The sequence below is a fragment of the Micromonospora sp. NPDC005220 genome (genome assembly GCF_040607895.1).
GTDB lineage: Bacteria > Actinomycetota > Actinomycetes > Mycobacteriales > Micromonosporaceae > Micromonospora.
In genome coordinates this window covers 1-13279 of the sequence record NZ_JBEXHP010000076.1, presented here as the reverse complement: position 1 = coordinate 13279, position 13279 = coordinate 1, and the positions used below count along the sequence as shown (strand labels likewise).

At 68.7% G+C, this 13279-nt stretch carries 9 protein-coding genes; 4 read left to right on the top strand and 5 right to left on the bottom strand.

Going from position 1 to position 13279, the window contains the following annotated elements; translation table 11 throughout:
• The first annotated feature begins 409 nt into the window (after positions 1-409).
• Positions 410-3520: a DNRLRE domain-containing protein gene (locus ABZU52_RS23410; protein ID WP_354973125.1), complete on the top strand. Its 3111-nt coding sequence runs from the start codon at positions 410-412 to the stop codon at positions 3518-3520.
• 131 nt (positions 3521-3651) lie between these two features.
• On the opposite strand, the gene ABZU52_RS23405 is transcribed toward ABZU52_RS23410, so the two are convergent.
• The 3 genes from ABZU52_RS23405 to ABZU52_RS23395 all read right to left on the bottom strand — a co-directional run bounded on the left by ABZU52_RS23405 (position 3652) and on the right by ABZU52_RS23395 (position 6832).
• Positions 3652-5640 carry a WD40 repeat domain-containing protein gene (locus tag ABZU52_RS23405; RefSeq protein WP_354973124.1) on the bottom strand — a complete coding sequence of 663 codons (1989 nt, stop codon included), beginning with the start codon at positions 5638-5640 and terminating at the stop codon, positions 3652-3654.
• Positions 5641-5763: 123 nt separating this feature from the next.
• Complete coding sequence (locus tag ABZU52_RS23400) at positions 5764-5961, bottom strand: DUF397 domain-containing protein (RefSeq protein ID WP_354973123.1); 198 nt, start codon at positions 5959-5961, stop codon at positions 5764-5766.
• On the bottom strand, positions 5951-6832 hold the full coding sequence (locus tag ABZU52_RS23395) for a helix-turn-helix transcriptional regulator (protein ID WP_354973122.1): 882 nt from the start codon (positions 6830-6832) through the stop codon (positions 5951-5953). The genes ABZU52_RS23400 and ABZU52_RS23395 overlap by 11 nt, the downstream gene beginning before the upstream one ends.
• A 267-nt stretch (positions 6833-7099) precedes the next feature.
• Between ABZU52_RS23395 and ABZU52_RS23390 the strand changes: the two genes are divergently transcribed.
• Together ABZU52_RS23390 and ABZU52_RS23385 are read left to right on the top strand one after the other, a co-directional pair.
• Positions 7100-7285, top strand: coding sequence for a hypothetical protein (locus tag ABZU52_RS23390; protein ID WP_354973121.1), 186 nt, complete (start codon positions 7100-7102; stop codon positions 7283-7285).
• A complete protein-coding gene (locus ABZU52_RS23385; protein WP_354973120.1) occupies positions 7282-7596 on the top strand; it encodes a hypothetical protein in 315 nt (104 codons plus the stop codon). The genes ABZU52_RS23390 and ABZU52_RS23385 overlap by 4 nt, the downstream gene beginning before the upstream one ends.
• Before the next feature lie 53 nt (positions 7597-7649).
• Here the strand turns inward: ABZU52_RS23385 and ABZU52_RS23380 are convergent, their stop codons facing one another.
• Together ABZU52_RS23380 and ABZU52_RS23375 are read right to left on the bottom strand one after the other, a co-directional pair.
• The gene (locus ABZU52_RS23380; RefSeq protein WP_354973119.1) at positions 7650-11342 is read right to left on the bottom strand and encodes a CARDB domain-containing protein; all 3693 of its coding nucleotides are present in this window, start codon (positions 11340-11342) and stop codon (positions 7650-7652) included.
• A gap of 439 nt (positions 11343-11781) precedes the next feature.
• Positions 11782-12333, bottom strand: coding sequence for a GNAT family N-acetyltransferase (locus ABZU52_RS23375; protein WP_354973118.1), 552 nt, complete (start codon positions 12331-12333; stop codon positions 11782-11784).
• 51 nt (positions 12334-12384) lie between these two features.
• Here ABZU52_RS23375 and ABZU52_RS23370 point away from each other — a divergent pair, with 51 nt between their 5' ends.
• Positions 12385-13230, top strand: a complete 846-nt coding sequence (locus tag ABZU52_RS23370; RefSeq protein WP_354973117.1) for a YhjD/YihY/BrkB family envelope integrity protein — start codon at positions 12385-12387, stop codon at positions 13228-13230.
• Positions 13231-13279: the final 49 nt, after the last annotated feature.

The window sequence follows — 13279 nt, the reverse complement described above, 5'->3', positions numbered from 1 at the left end:
GGCGCGGAACACCGCGAAAAGCACGCGCCGGGATCGGCGCGTGCGTGAGCACTTTGCGGTAGACGGAGTCACTACTCAAGGCCAGCCGACCGTCACCGGATCACCATTGAGTGATCTGGGTCACGCCTTCATTGGTGATCAGTTAGCCGCCGATGACAGGAATCGGGCGTCCGGGGAAATCCGACCCAGCCGCGCCCGAATCGGACTGGCAAAACGTACACAAGATCAAATTAGGTATGAACACCCGGTTACATCCTGCTGATGTGTAACGGATCAATAACGTTGCCGGGGTGCACGAAAACTGCTCACGTCGTGCGATCGTGTGCTCGCATTTTGCCCCTCGGCCCGCCGAACGGGGCTGATCGTTGTGCCTTTCCCCTGTTGTCGGCCCCACGGGAGTAGAAGCGCCGTGACCGTGCCTCGCCTGCTCAGCCCGCTTGTGCGTACGCGCTTCAGGCTGACTCTCACCCTGGGCGTCCTGCTGGCCGCACTTGTCGCGACCCTGCTGCCGTCGCGGTGGACCGACCAACCGCGCGACACCGTCCTCGCGCCGGTGCCGGCCGCGCCGCGCGACGAGGCGACCGCGATGACCGATGCCCTGCGGACCGGCACGGACGTGCTCGTGGACACGGCCACCAGCCCCACCTCGCTCACCTGGGCCATGCCGAACGGGCAGCTGCGTACCACGATCCACGCCATCCCCCAGCGGTCGAAGAACACCGCCGGCCAGTGGGTGGCGATCGACAACACGCTGACCCGCGGCGGAAGCACCGCAAGCGGGCTGGACATCCGACCCGTCAACGCCGTCACGCCCGTGCGGTTCTCCGGCGGCAGCGACCCTGGTCAGCCGGACGGCACCGCGACCGTACTGACCGAAATGGACGTCGAGGGCCACACCATCGCGTACACCTGGCCCGGCCGACTGCCGAAGCCGGTGCTCGACGGCCCGCGCGCCCTCTACCCCGAGGTCCACCCCGGAGTCGACCTGCTCGTCGTCGCCCGTGACGACGGCGGCGTCGGACAACTGCTGATCGTCAAGAACCGAGCGCCCGCCACGATCCAGGCCGTCAGCTCCCTCACCTACGGTCTGCGCTCCCAGACGGTCGTCTTCCGACGCGACGCGACGACCGGCGGCGTCCGCGCCCTCGACAAGGTCAGTGGCGAGGAGGTCAGCTCGATTCCCAGCCCGTTCGCCTGGGACTCCGCCGGCCGCGACCCGGAGGCACCCGACAGCGCCCCCCGCACCTCCGTGGCCACGCCCGCCGACGTGCTGACGTTGTCCGGCCTCGTCGGCAGTGAGCCGGGCGCACGCGAGGCCCAGATCCCCACCCGACTCGACGGCGACGGCACCGGCGACGTCCGACTGCACCTCGACGCCGCGGCCACCGGGTTGCTCAACGGCCCGGACGTGCTCTTCCCCGTCTTCCTGGACCCGACCCTCATCAGCGGCAAGCAGGCCTGGGCCACCGTCTATTCACAGCACCCCAACACCAACACCTACAACGGCACCAACTTCAACTCCGGGACCACGGATGCCCGCGTCGGCTACGAGGAGGACACCCCGCTGCGAGCCCGCTCCTTCTGGCGGATGGGCTACAACACCAGCATCAAGGGCGCGACGGTAACCTCCGCCAGTTTCAAGGTGCTGAACAACCACTCGTGGAGATGCACGGCCCGGGAGATGCAGCTCTGGCTCACCGGTTCCATCTCCAGCGGCTCCACCTGGAACAAGCAGCCGGCCTGGAGGGAAGAGCAGTCGCGTCGGTCCTTCGCCTACGGCTACGGCAGCAACTGCACCGACGACTACGTGAGCTTCGACGTGAAGAAGGGCGCCCAGGACGCCGCGAACGGCGGCTGGCCGGACCTCACCCTCGGCATGCGCGCCACCAGCGAGTCCGACACGTTGACGTGGCGCAAGTTCAAGGTCACCTCCGCCGAGCTGAGCGTCACCTACAACCGGCCGCCCAAGGAGCCGACGGGCACCAGCTCACCCGGCGGCGCCTGCGTGCCCGGCCCCGGCGGCGGCGTGACGGTGGCGAAGACCAACATCGTGCTCGCCGCGAGCTCCTCCGACGCCGACGGCAACCTCAAGAACCTGCGCTTCCGCTTCTGGAAGAACGGCACAGCCGTTCCGGCGGGCACCGCGGCCACCACCACGAGCGACGGCAAGGCCAGCCTGACGATCCCCGCCGGCAACCTGGAGGACAAGGCGGTCTACTCGTGGGAGGTCAGTGCCGAGGACGCGGTGGGCGCCTCGTCCTCGTTCTTCCCACCCGGCAGCGAGCCCTGCCGCCTCACCATCGACGCGTCGGCACCCCCGGCACCGGACGTCACCAGCAACGTCTTCAAGGAGGCCACCCCCGACGGCGCGACGTGGGCGACGGTCAAGTTCGGCGAGACCGGCCCCATCACGTTCACCGCCTCCGGCGCCACGACCTTCACCTACTCGTTCGAGAGCATCGGCACGGTGAGCGTGCCGGCCACCGCCGGCACCGCCACCGTGCCCAACCTGGCACCGCGGCACGCCGGCCCCACCACCCTGCACGTGTACGCGTACGACGCGGTCGGCAACCGCAGCGCCCGCACCGACTACACCTTCTACCTGCCGCCCAGCTCGACCGCTGACAAGCCTGGCGACACCGGCGGCGACGAGATACCCGACCTGCTTCTGGTGGACTCCTCGGGCAACCTGCGCAACTATGCCGGCGACACGGGTGGCGAACTGTACGCGTGGCTCGTCGGCTCGTACGCCGGAGACAAGCTGAACCCGACCGGTCACTGGTTCGACCCGGGCACCGGCAAGGCCGCCCTGATCACCAAGCACTCCGACACCTACCCGGGCGACGGCACGACCGACATGTTCGCCCGCACCCCGGACGGCGGCTTCTGGCTCTACCCCGGTGACGGGTACGGCACCTTCGACGTCGACCGCCGGCTGCGGGTCCTCCTACCGGCCACCGGAGTCGGCGGAACCCCCATACCCGCCCCGGACACCTGGACCCAGATCAAGGCGGTCGGCGACATCACCGGCGACACGCTCCCGGACCTGATCCTGCGGGCCGGGACCGCCTTCTGGGTCCTGAGCGGCTACACGGGCGCGAGCTTCCAGGAGGCGACCCTGATGGAGGGCACCGCCTGGGCCCGACGCGAGGTCGTCAACGTGGCGGACATCGACCTGGACGGCACGCCGGACATGCTCTGGCGCAACCTGGACAACGGCAACATGTACGTCCGGCACGGCAAGCCCGGCTCGCTGCCGCGCAGCGTGAACCTGGATTCGCTCAAGTCGGCCGCCGCCTCCCGCAGCGGCGACGTCTCGTACGGAACGGGATGGTCCGAGGCCAACATCAGCGCGATGATCAGCATCCCAGACGTGAATGAGGACCGGATCCCTGATTTCTGGACCCGCTCCGGCACCGACGGCATGATGCGGATCTACCACCCGTCCACCACGAACACGGGCGGCCCGGTGAAGGTCGTCCTGGGCGATGACTGGCGCGGGTTCAAGTCCTTCGGCTAAGCCACCGCATTACGCCAGCGCGCGACAACGGGCCCGAGTGGACAGCTACTCGGGCCCGTTGTTGCGTCACGGCTCCCCCCACCGAGGACGTTGCCGGATCGAAACTGTCCAAAGAGCTGCCCGCCCGTCCCTCAGGTGGACGGGATCATGGGACCGGGGCCGACCGCGATCAGATGGCCCTCGGTGAGGACGATGATCTGGTCGGTGGCGACCGAGACGATCCGGCCGACCGGTTGGGGTAGGGCGACGGACCAGATCGTGTGGCCTGTCCCGATCTCCCAGACCCGCAGAATCCGGTCGGTGCAACTGGTGGCGACCACCGGAACACCATCGAGGACCGTTGGCCGTATCGCCAAGACTTCCTTCGGATGGGTCAGGGCCGGTCCGGACGGCTCCCCGGTGGCGATGTCGGCGCAGGTGACGGTGTCGTCCACGGCCACGAGCACGACGGAGCCGAACACGTCCAATGCGGTGCCAGCCTCCGGCCCGGGCCAGTCCAGGCGCCTGACGGCGGGGCGGTTGGGTCGCTCGGCGAATCGGCCTGGTGGGGTGATCTCGGTCAGGTCGGCGCTGTCGAACCAACGAATCCCGCCGCCTGCGGTGCCGATCAGTACGACGGTGCGGCCGTGCAGGTCAGCGAGCGCAAGCGAGATCGTCTCGTACGCGTCGGCCAGGTGGAGCGAAGCGCGCAGCGTCAGGGTGGCCGCGTCCCAGACGGCGAGTACACCCTTGTCGTTTGTCGCCGTTATGAGGCCGTTGCCGGTGGCGATCAACCGAGGTCCTGCTGGGCTCAGCGACGACTCGGGTGCGGTGTGGGTATCGCCAGTGGCCGGGTCGACGGTTGTCGGGCCAGCCTCCGACATGACGACAAGGAGGTCCCGGTCGCCTGCGGTGACGACTCCCAGTTGGGGATACCAGACTGCGGTCCGGAGTGTGATTCTCCGTTCGCCGGCCGGCTCGCCGAACCTCCGCCCATCGGCCGCGTCGATGACCTCGAACGAGCCGTCCTCTTCCACAGCGATGATCGCGGGCCGCCCGGCGATCGTGGCCGGGACGGCGTCTCGGAAGTACGGCCGGTTCTTGTCGTCCTGCGCGAGGGGATCGGTCAACTCAAGGAGGTTGGTCCGCCCCTCGGTGCTGCCGCCCTGCGCCGCGAAGACCAACGTGCCGTGCACGGCGACCTTGTCGACGGGCTGGGTGAAGTCGGTCCGGATTGTCCCGCGCAACGTGCCGTCCCGAAGGTCCATGATGCGCAGCGCCCGGCCCTCGCCGAGCACTACGCAGGCCCCGTCAGAGGTGAAGACCAGCGCCTCGCGTGGGCGTGCCGCGGTGGCGAACTGTGCCACCGGTGCCGCCGCGACGGGATCCCAGACGGTCAGTAGACCCTCTTCGGTGACGGTCACCGCCCGCCGCTGACCGGCCAGCACCGTCCAGCCGCCGCAACCCGTCTGCTCGGGCACAGCCACCTCGCCGGTGCGGCGCAACCCGTCGAGGTCATGGAAACACAGCGTCTCCGCGAATTTGTCCTCGCCGCCGAGGCTCAACACGATCGGAGCGCTGTCGGTGCTGATCGCCACGCGGGTGACATAGCCGCTGTGGGCGGCGGTCCTGCCCAGCAGCCGACCGTCGGCCAGATCCCACTTCAGCAGATAACCGCCCTCGGTGCCGGTGACCGCCACTCCGGCACCGACCGCGAGGCTCCGCAGGGGCCCCGCGCGTACGGGAATGTCATCCGGGTCGGTGGCCAGTAGCAGCCTCCCCGTCACGACGTCCCACACGAGCAGCCGCTCGTCCTCCACGGCGACGACGGTCTCACCGTCGAACACGGCTTCCCAGTAGTAGGACTCGTGCCTGCCCTCCAGGCGCAGCCGTTGCGCCTCGCCGCCGGCAAGGGGAATCCGGTAGATGCTGCCGTCGACCATCGCCCAGGCGTACGTGTCGTCCACGCGAACCGCGTTGATCAAGCACTCGAGCTGATGCACCTGCCGCAGCGCCGGGCTCAACGGCTCGCCGGCCGTCCACCGGGGCAGAAGCGCCCCGGGTGCCTCGGCCCGTAGTTGATCGGCACGGGCCGTCTGTCCACTGCGTGACAGCGCCACCATGCGTTCGAACCGGTCCACCCCGCACCCTCCCCAGGAGTCGCGGGGAGGCTAACCCGGACCTGCGACAGATCTTGGAGGGAAATCGCCCCGCGCGGGGCCGGATTCTTCCAAGATCTCGATGAACGAGGTGGCGCGAGCGGCTCAGCGGCGGGTGTGCGACTGCCTCGCGCGGGTTGACGCGATGAAGGCGGTCCAGGCCGAGGGGGTGAAGGTCAACGCCGGCCCCTGCCGGTCCTTGCTGTCGCGTACGCCGACCGACTCGGGGAACCCCGCCACCTCGACGCAGTTGCCCTCGCCGCCTGATCGGGTCGACGTGCGCCAGACTCCGTCACGCACCATCGGTCATCTCCTTCGCTATGGCCGCGATCAGCTCGCGGGACTCGTCGGCGCTGAGCGCCCGCTCGCCGAGAGAGCGCCACGCGTCCTCATAGATCTCGATCTCGTGGCTCTTGTCAAGGTAGACCGCGCCGCACGGCCCGTCCATGTAGATCGTCGTCGGCTCCGGCTCGCGCACGTCGGACGGGAAGTCGAGCATGGTGAAGGTGCCGGCCTGCGCCCAGCGCACCAGGCCCGCATCGAACGGCAAGACCCGGATGCCGATGTTGTGCTGCCGCGACGACACCAGCAGCGACTCCAGTTGTCGGGCCATCGCCGCACGATCGCGCAGCGGCCGGCGCAGCACCGCCTCGCCCAGGATGACGTCGAGACGCGGAGCGCGAGGTATCGCCCGAGCCAGCAGACGTTGGCGGCGAAGACGCACGTCGACCTTGGCCTGACGCTGCGCCTCGGCCATCTGCGGGTGGTCGATGGCGATTACCTCGGTCATGTACTCGACCGTCTGCAGCAGGCCGGGGATGAGATTTGCTTCGTAGTGACGAATACGGGTGGCGGCTGCTTCGAGGCCGACGTACAGCTTGAACCAGTCCTTGATGGCTTCGCCGTAGCTGTGCCACCAGCCGTGCGCCTTGGTCTCGCGGGCCAGCGCCCGCATCGTCTCGATCGTCTCTGGCGACGCGCCGTAGACGCGGCACATGGCCGCTACGTCATTCGGGTGCATGGAGACCTGGCCGGTCTCGTACCGCCAGATCCGGGGTGCCGACCATTCCAATTCCTTGGCTGCGGCGGTAACCGTCACGTACGCGTTTTCACGAAGCTCTCTCAGATATCTGCCGAGCTGCCTCCGTGGGACTGTGCTGCCGGAGTCGTCCACGTCATCTCCCTGACTGTCGTCGCGTAAGGCACCTCAACCCTTGGTCCGCATTCTGCTTCGAAAGATTGCGCTAGGCCAGTAGTGAAATGACCATCGTGGATGACCAGACGACAGCTCGGGGCGGTCATTTGGGTGAGCGCTATACCTCAGAATCATCTTCATGCCTGTGCGGTACAGCGCTCATCGAGAGGTCGCCGCCCGGACGGGAGGACCATGGGCACCATCGATGATCTACCACTGCCGCTCCATGTGACCACGGAGGACGTCGTGTTCGCGCTGAGGGCGGTCACCGTGCACACCCCCGAGCGGCCCGACGGTACGCGTTGTCGCAGGGACGAGGCAGCACACCCGTGCCGGCTGCACCGCTGGGGCCGCCGCGTCCTGGAACGGCGCGGCCTGACCACCGAGCAGGTGCAGACGTTGATCGCAGGAGGAACGGTGGCGCTGCGATGACCGCGCCACGATGGGTCATCCACCTGCCGACCACCCTGACCAGCCTCGACGACGTCACCGCCCTGGCCGTGGCGCTGCGCGATTCGCTCGGTCACCTCACCGTCGTCGACTTCGGCGAGACAACGCTCAGCGAGGAGGACGCGCAGTTTCTGCGTACCCGAGTGTTCTGTGACGCCCGGCTCGACGGAGTCGGCCGTTGCCGGCGGCCCGACGCCCACGACGGACCCTGTGCCTCGTTGATCGACTCGGGTTCATGGAAGGCGGGGTATCCGCAGCACGCGGATACCCCGACTTCACTGAAGGTGTGTTGATCAGGCGATGGGTGGAACGGTCGGGGACCGCCGGAGCGGCCCCCCGACCGGGTTCAGCCGCCGTTGATGACGAACTGCGAGCCCGGCTGGACGACGATATTGCCGTCGGCCGAGTTGGTGATTGTCACGTTCGTCAGGTTGGCGTTGCCGCGCGCGCCGCTCATCGCGAGGATGCCCGCACCGTTGTTGGATTTGTCGATCCGCACGTTGGTGACGGCGACGTTCGGCATGTTGCCGCCGCCGTTCTTGAACTGGATGCCGTCGTACGTGGAGTCGATGATGTCGGTGTCCCGGATCGTGACCCCGACGATGTCCCTGGTGGCCGGGAAGAGGGTGATGGCACCAAACTCCTGGTCCTCGTTCCAGAAGGCTCCGCCGGTGCGGTAGAGGCCGTTGTTGGCGATCAGCGTCGTCCCGGAGAACGGCAGCGGGTCGTGGTCGGTGGCCAGCATGATGCCCGGGTAGTTGGCGGTGTCGTAGACGAGGTTGTTCTCGATCGAGTTGTCGTAGCCGCCGTAGATGGCGATTCCGTTCGCCCGCCAGGGCAACTGGATGGTGTTGTTGACGAAGTGGTTGTCGTGCGCGATGTCGACGTTGCGGTCCTTGACGTACGGGTTGGCCCAGACGGCGAGCGCGTCGTCACCGGTGGTGCGGAACGACGAGTTGAACACCCGCGAGTTGCGCGTGCCGTTGCTGAAGTTGATGCCGTCGGCGTACGTGTTGCGGATCCGCATGCCGCTGAACTCCAGCCCGTCGGCCGGCCCCCACAGGTCGGGGATGTTGTCGTAGTCGCGCCCCACCCAAACGCCCACGTTGGCGTGCTCGATCCAGACGTTGCTGATCTTCGTGCCGGTGCCGAAGCGACCGTTCAGGCCGACGCCGCCCTCGGCGTTGCCGTCTCCGCCACGGATCCGGCCCGAACCGAAGATGGCGATGTCGGAGATCTGCGTGTTCTTGTCGATGTCGAAGCCGAAGTTGCCCTCGTGCGGGTGGTTGATGCCGCCCACCACGTTCTGCGGTTCGGTCAGCGTGTAAAGCTGCGAGTGCCACATGCCGGCGCCCCGGATGGTGACGTTGCTGATGCCGACCTGGTTGTGCGTACCCCGGTTCAGCGGGTCGTCGGTCAGGATCTTCTGCTCCTGCCGCCACTGCCCGGCGGGGATCCAGACGCAGCTGATGACGCCGTTCTGGTCGTCGGTAACGGCCCGCTGGATGGCGGCGGTGTCGTCGAGCCCGTCGTTCGGGACCGCGCCGTACTGCGTGATCGACGTGCAGCCGGCCGGTTGGCTCGCCGCCGGCGCCACCTGCTCCAGATCGATCATGTCGATGACGTAGAAGGAAGCGGTGTCACCTGAGTCGCGCTGCAACTTGAACCGGGTGCCGGCCGGGTACGACTGCGCCAGCAGCGCGTTCGACTCGTCGAAGAGTCGTCGGGCGTCGGCCTGCGGGGTGTTGGTCAGCGCCTCCGGCCCGTCGGTGTTGCCGTAGAGCCAGCTGTGCTTCGACGACAACGTCAGCTTGCGGGAGAAGACGTCGTTGACGTAGAGGCTGATGGTCGCCTCGATGCCGCCGCCACCGGGCGCGTCCGGGATGGAGTTGCGCACCACGATGGCGTTGGCCTGGTTGGTCGAGGTGAACTCGACGAACTGGCCGGTGCTGCTGAGCCGTACCGACTTGCGACCCGAGGACTCGCTGGCGAAGTTCGTGTGCCCGAAGGTGCGCAGCGGGTCGGCCTCCAGCAGCGTGCCCTGGTAACGGCCGGCCTCCGCCTCGTAGGAGACGTACGGGACGGCAGCGCCACGGCCGACCACTATCGACTGGCTGAACGTGTTGTTGGTTTCGTTGGTCTCGGTGACCACGTTCGTGGCGTCGGCGGTGGCGGTGATGGTGGCGCCGCCGCTGGTGGCGGTCCAGCTACCGGTGACGGCCACGGTGACCGTCGCGCCGGCGGCGATCGAGGCGGTGTTGGTGTTGAGCGTGGTGCCGCCCACCACGAGGCGGGTGACAGTCGTCGCGCCGGTCGCGGTGGTGCCCCGGTTGCGGACCGCCACGGTGAAGGAGACGGACGCCCCGACGGCCGGGTTCGGCGGGTTCGAGGCGATGCTGAGCACCTGGAGGTCCGGGCCCGGGGCCTGCGCCACCACCAGCGGAGACGCCGCGGTGAGGCTGTTGTTGCCGTCGTTCTGCTCGACGATCGTGTTCGCCGGGTCGACCACCGCCGAGACGGCGTAGCTGCCCATCGGCCGGGTCCCGGCGTTGAACGAGACGGTGGTCGAGGCGCCCGCGGCGAGCGTGCCGACCGTGGCGCTGCCGACGACCGCGCCGGCCAGGCTGAAGTTCACGGTGGTTGCACCGGCGGCGGCGGAGCCGATGTTCTGCACCACGGCCGAGAGCGTGACCGGGGAGACCTCGCTGGGCGACGTGGGTGACCAGGTCACCGAGCTGACGACCAGGTCCGGGTTGGGCGCGGGGGTACCGCACACCTCAAGCTCGGCGACCTGCCCGGACGGGGCACCGGTGTTGCCGGTGAACCGCAACTGCACGTCCGCGGTGGTCGCGGTGACCGGGATGGTCACCACGTTGGTGCCCTGAACGAACTGGTAGGCCGCCGCCGACACCAGACTGGTGTACGAGGACGACGCCTGGTCGCGGCCGAGGACCTGGATGGTCTGGGTACGGGTGCCCCAGGCCGGGTCGGGGTTGAGCTTCACGGTGACAGCGGAGACGGAGTGGTTCGCGCCCAGCGCCACGGTCAGGTTCTGCGGGTAGCTCGCCGCACCCTCCCAGTAGGTGGTGAGCTGGCCGTCGTTCGCCTTGTCCGGGGTGAAGCTGAAGGTGGAACCGCTCGCCGTCACGCTCTTGCCCTGCGCCACGTTGGTGCAGGCCGGCGGGTTGCTGCCGGTCCGGGTGACGGTGTTGCTGTTGCCGGACAGGTTGCCGGCGCCGTCGCGGGCCCGGACGTAGTACGACACGGTCGCCGTCGCCGGTTGGGTGTCCTGATAGGTGAGGACGGTGCCCAGAGTGGCGATCAGGCTGCCGCCCCGGTAGACGTTGTAGCCGGCGAGCCCGCTGCCACCGGAGTCGGTGGATGCCCCCCAGGTGAGCGTGATCGTGCTGCCCGACGTGCTCTGCGACAGCGTCCCCGGCACGCTCGGCGCGGTGGTGTCACCGGTGGTGCCGCCGCTGCCGTACACCTCCAGTTCGGAGAGCTGCCCGGCCGGCCAGCCGCTGTTGGCGGTGATGGTGATCCGGACGTAGCGGGTGGCGGTCGCGGTGAAGTTGATCGTGACGGTGTTGCCGCTCGCCGGGTTGAAGGTGTACGTCTGCGACCCGACCAGATCGGTGAAGGACGACCCGTTCGTGCTGCCCCGCACGCTCAACGTCTGCGTCCGGGTCCCCCAACCGGAGGTCGGCAGCTTCAGCACGACCTGGTTGACGCTCTGCGACGAGCCGAGATCGACCTGCACCCACTGCGGGAACGCGTTGTTGACGCTCTCCCAGTAGCTGCCCGCGTTGCCGTCGACGACCTTCGACGAGTCGTAGACGTCGGCGTGACCGCTCTCCTGGGTGGGACGGCCCTGGGCGAGGTTCGTGGCCGCCGGGGCGAAGCCGCTGCTCGACGCGGCCGTCGTCTCGACGGGGCGGCTGGCGCTGGCCGGGTTGGCCACTGCCGTCGAGCCCGCCGTGGCGATCATGGCGGCCGCGGCTGTCGCCGCCACCATCCTGAACAGATTCGTTCGTCTCATCACTGTCCTGTCGTTGGGGGGACGGCACCACAGGTGGCGTGACCACGCGGTGAGGGCGTGCGGGGGTGCGGAGTGACGGAGGGCGGGGTGGAGGTGCGCGGAGGCGCCGTGGTGGAGGTGCGCCGAGGCGCCGTGGTGCGGGGGCACCACGGAAGCAACTAGCCGAGTTTTCCGAGCGTGTGCAAGAAAGCAGGCACGTCTTTGTCCAAATCTTGCATCACTTTGGCCAAAGGTTACTGACGTGCTACGGGAGCGTCAACACTTCGACCGCCGTGACTATTGACGACCTTGATTAGCGCGCTGAGCGGGCGCGGCGAGCCGCCCGACGGGAGGCGTCCACCGTCGAGCGGCCGGGCCGGGCCCAGGCGCGTGGGCCGCAGCGTGACGGCTACGCCCGTCATCACGTGGGCGCACCCAGACCATTCGCGCCGGTGGGCGATCAGTCGTTCTGCGTGCCCAGGACGAAGGTCTCCAACAGCTCCCCGCCGTACCACTCGGTGCGCTGACCCACATGGGTCATGCCCAGTCGCCGGCACACGGCCATCGACGGTTCGTTACCCGGCGACACGAGCGCGTAGATCTGCCGGGTGCCAGCGGCGAACTCCCGCGCGACGAGCGCACGAGCGGCCTCGGTGGCGTAGCCGTGACCCCAGGAGTCCGGGTGCAGGTGCCAGCCCGTCTCGATGTCATCGGTGAGCTGCGTCTCCGGCGTCCCCGGCAGCGGCTTGAGCAACACCGTGCCCGCCACCAGGCCGGTCTCGCGCACCTCGATCGCCCAGGTGCCGTACCGGCCACCGTCGCCGGCGTGCCGGTCTCGCCAGAATTGCAGCCGCTCGGCCGCCTGGGCCGGGTCGGTCATCGGCAGGCCGGGCGACACGGCCAACCAACGGGTGATCTCCGGACGGGAGTAGATGTCGTAGATCCGGGCCAGGTCGGCCGGATCGTCGGTCCAGTCGCGCAGGATCAGGCGTTCGGTGGTGAGAACAGTCATGACCGGCGATCTTAAGGAGTGACGGCCCCGACGACAGGGAAGGAGGACCCGATGGGCAACGGATGGCAGCGCGCGAAACGGATCACCAGCGCCGCGTTCCGTCCGGTGCGCGGACGGGACCTGTCGCTGCACGCTGCGGCGATCACCTTCTACGGGGCGATCGCCGTGGTCCCGGTCGCCCTGCTGGCGATCTGGCTCACCACGCTGGTGGCCGGGGCCGACCGGGTACGCCGGCTCACCTCGTACGCCGTGGAGGCGCTGCCCACCGCGATCGGCGCGCCCCGGGCGGTGGAGGCGCTGGTCGAGGCCGGGGTGCAGTTGACCCCGCTGCTGGCGCTGGCCTCCCTGCTGCCCGCCTCGCTGTACGGCGAGGGCCTGCGCCGGGCGTTCGTCTCGGTGGCCGCGCCCCGCACCGACGAACACCTGGTCGGCTGGCGGGGACGACTCCTGCTGCTGCCACTGCTCGCGCCGGCCCCAGCGCTGCTGCTGTCCATCCTGCTGGCGCTCCCGCTCACCACCCGCCTCGTACGCCAGGGGGGTTGGCTCGGTGTCCTCGGCGTGGTGTTGTCGTTCCTGGCGGTCTGGCTGGTGCTGACGCCGGTGCTGATGTGGGTGTTCCGGGTGGTCGGGCCGGCCTCACCGGACTGGCTCTCCACCCTCGGGGTCGGGTCGTTCACCGCGGCGAACCTCTCCGGCTTCCTGCACGGCTTCGTGCTCTTCGCCTCGCTCCCGCTGGACCTGGGCGTGCCCTTCGGGGGGTTCGACGAGATCGGCGCCGGCGTGGCCGTACTCCTCTGGCTGTACCTGTTCCACGTGATCGTCCTGGCCGGCTACTCCGCCACCCTGGCCCTCTCCCACTGGCGCACCACCCGGACCCCCGAGCCCACCGCCTCGTGATCAAGAAGTTTGCGTCACCAATTGGCCCTCCGGTGACGCAAACTTCTTG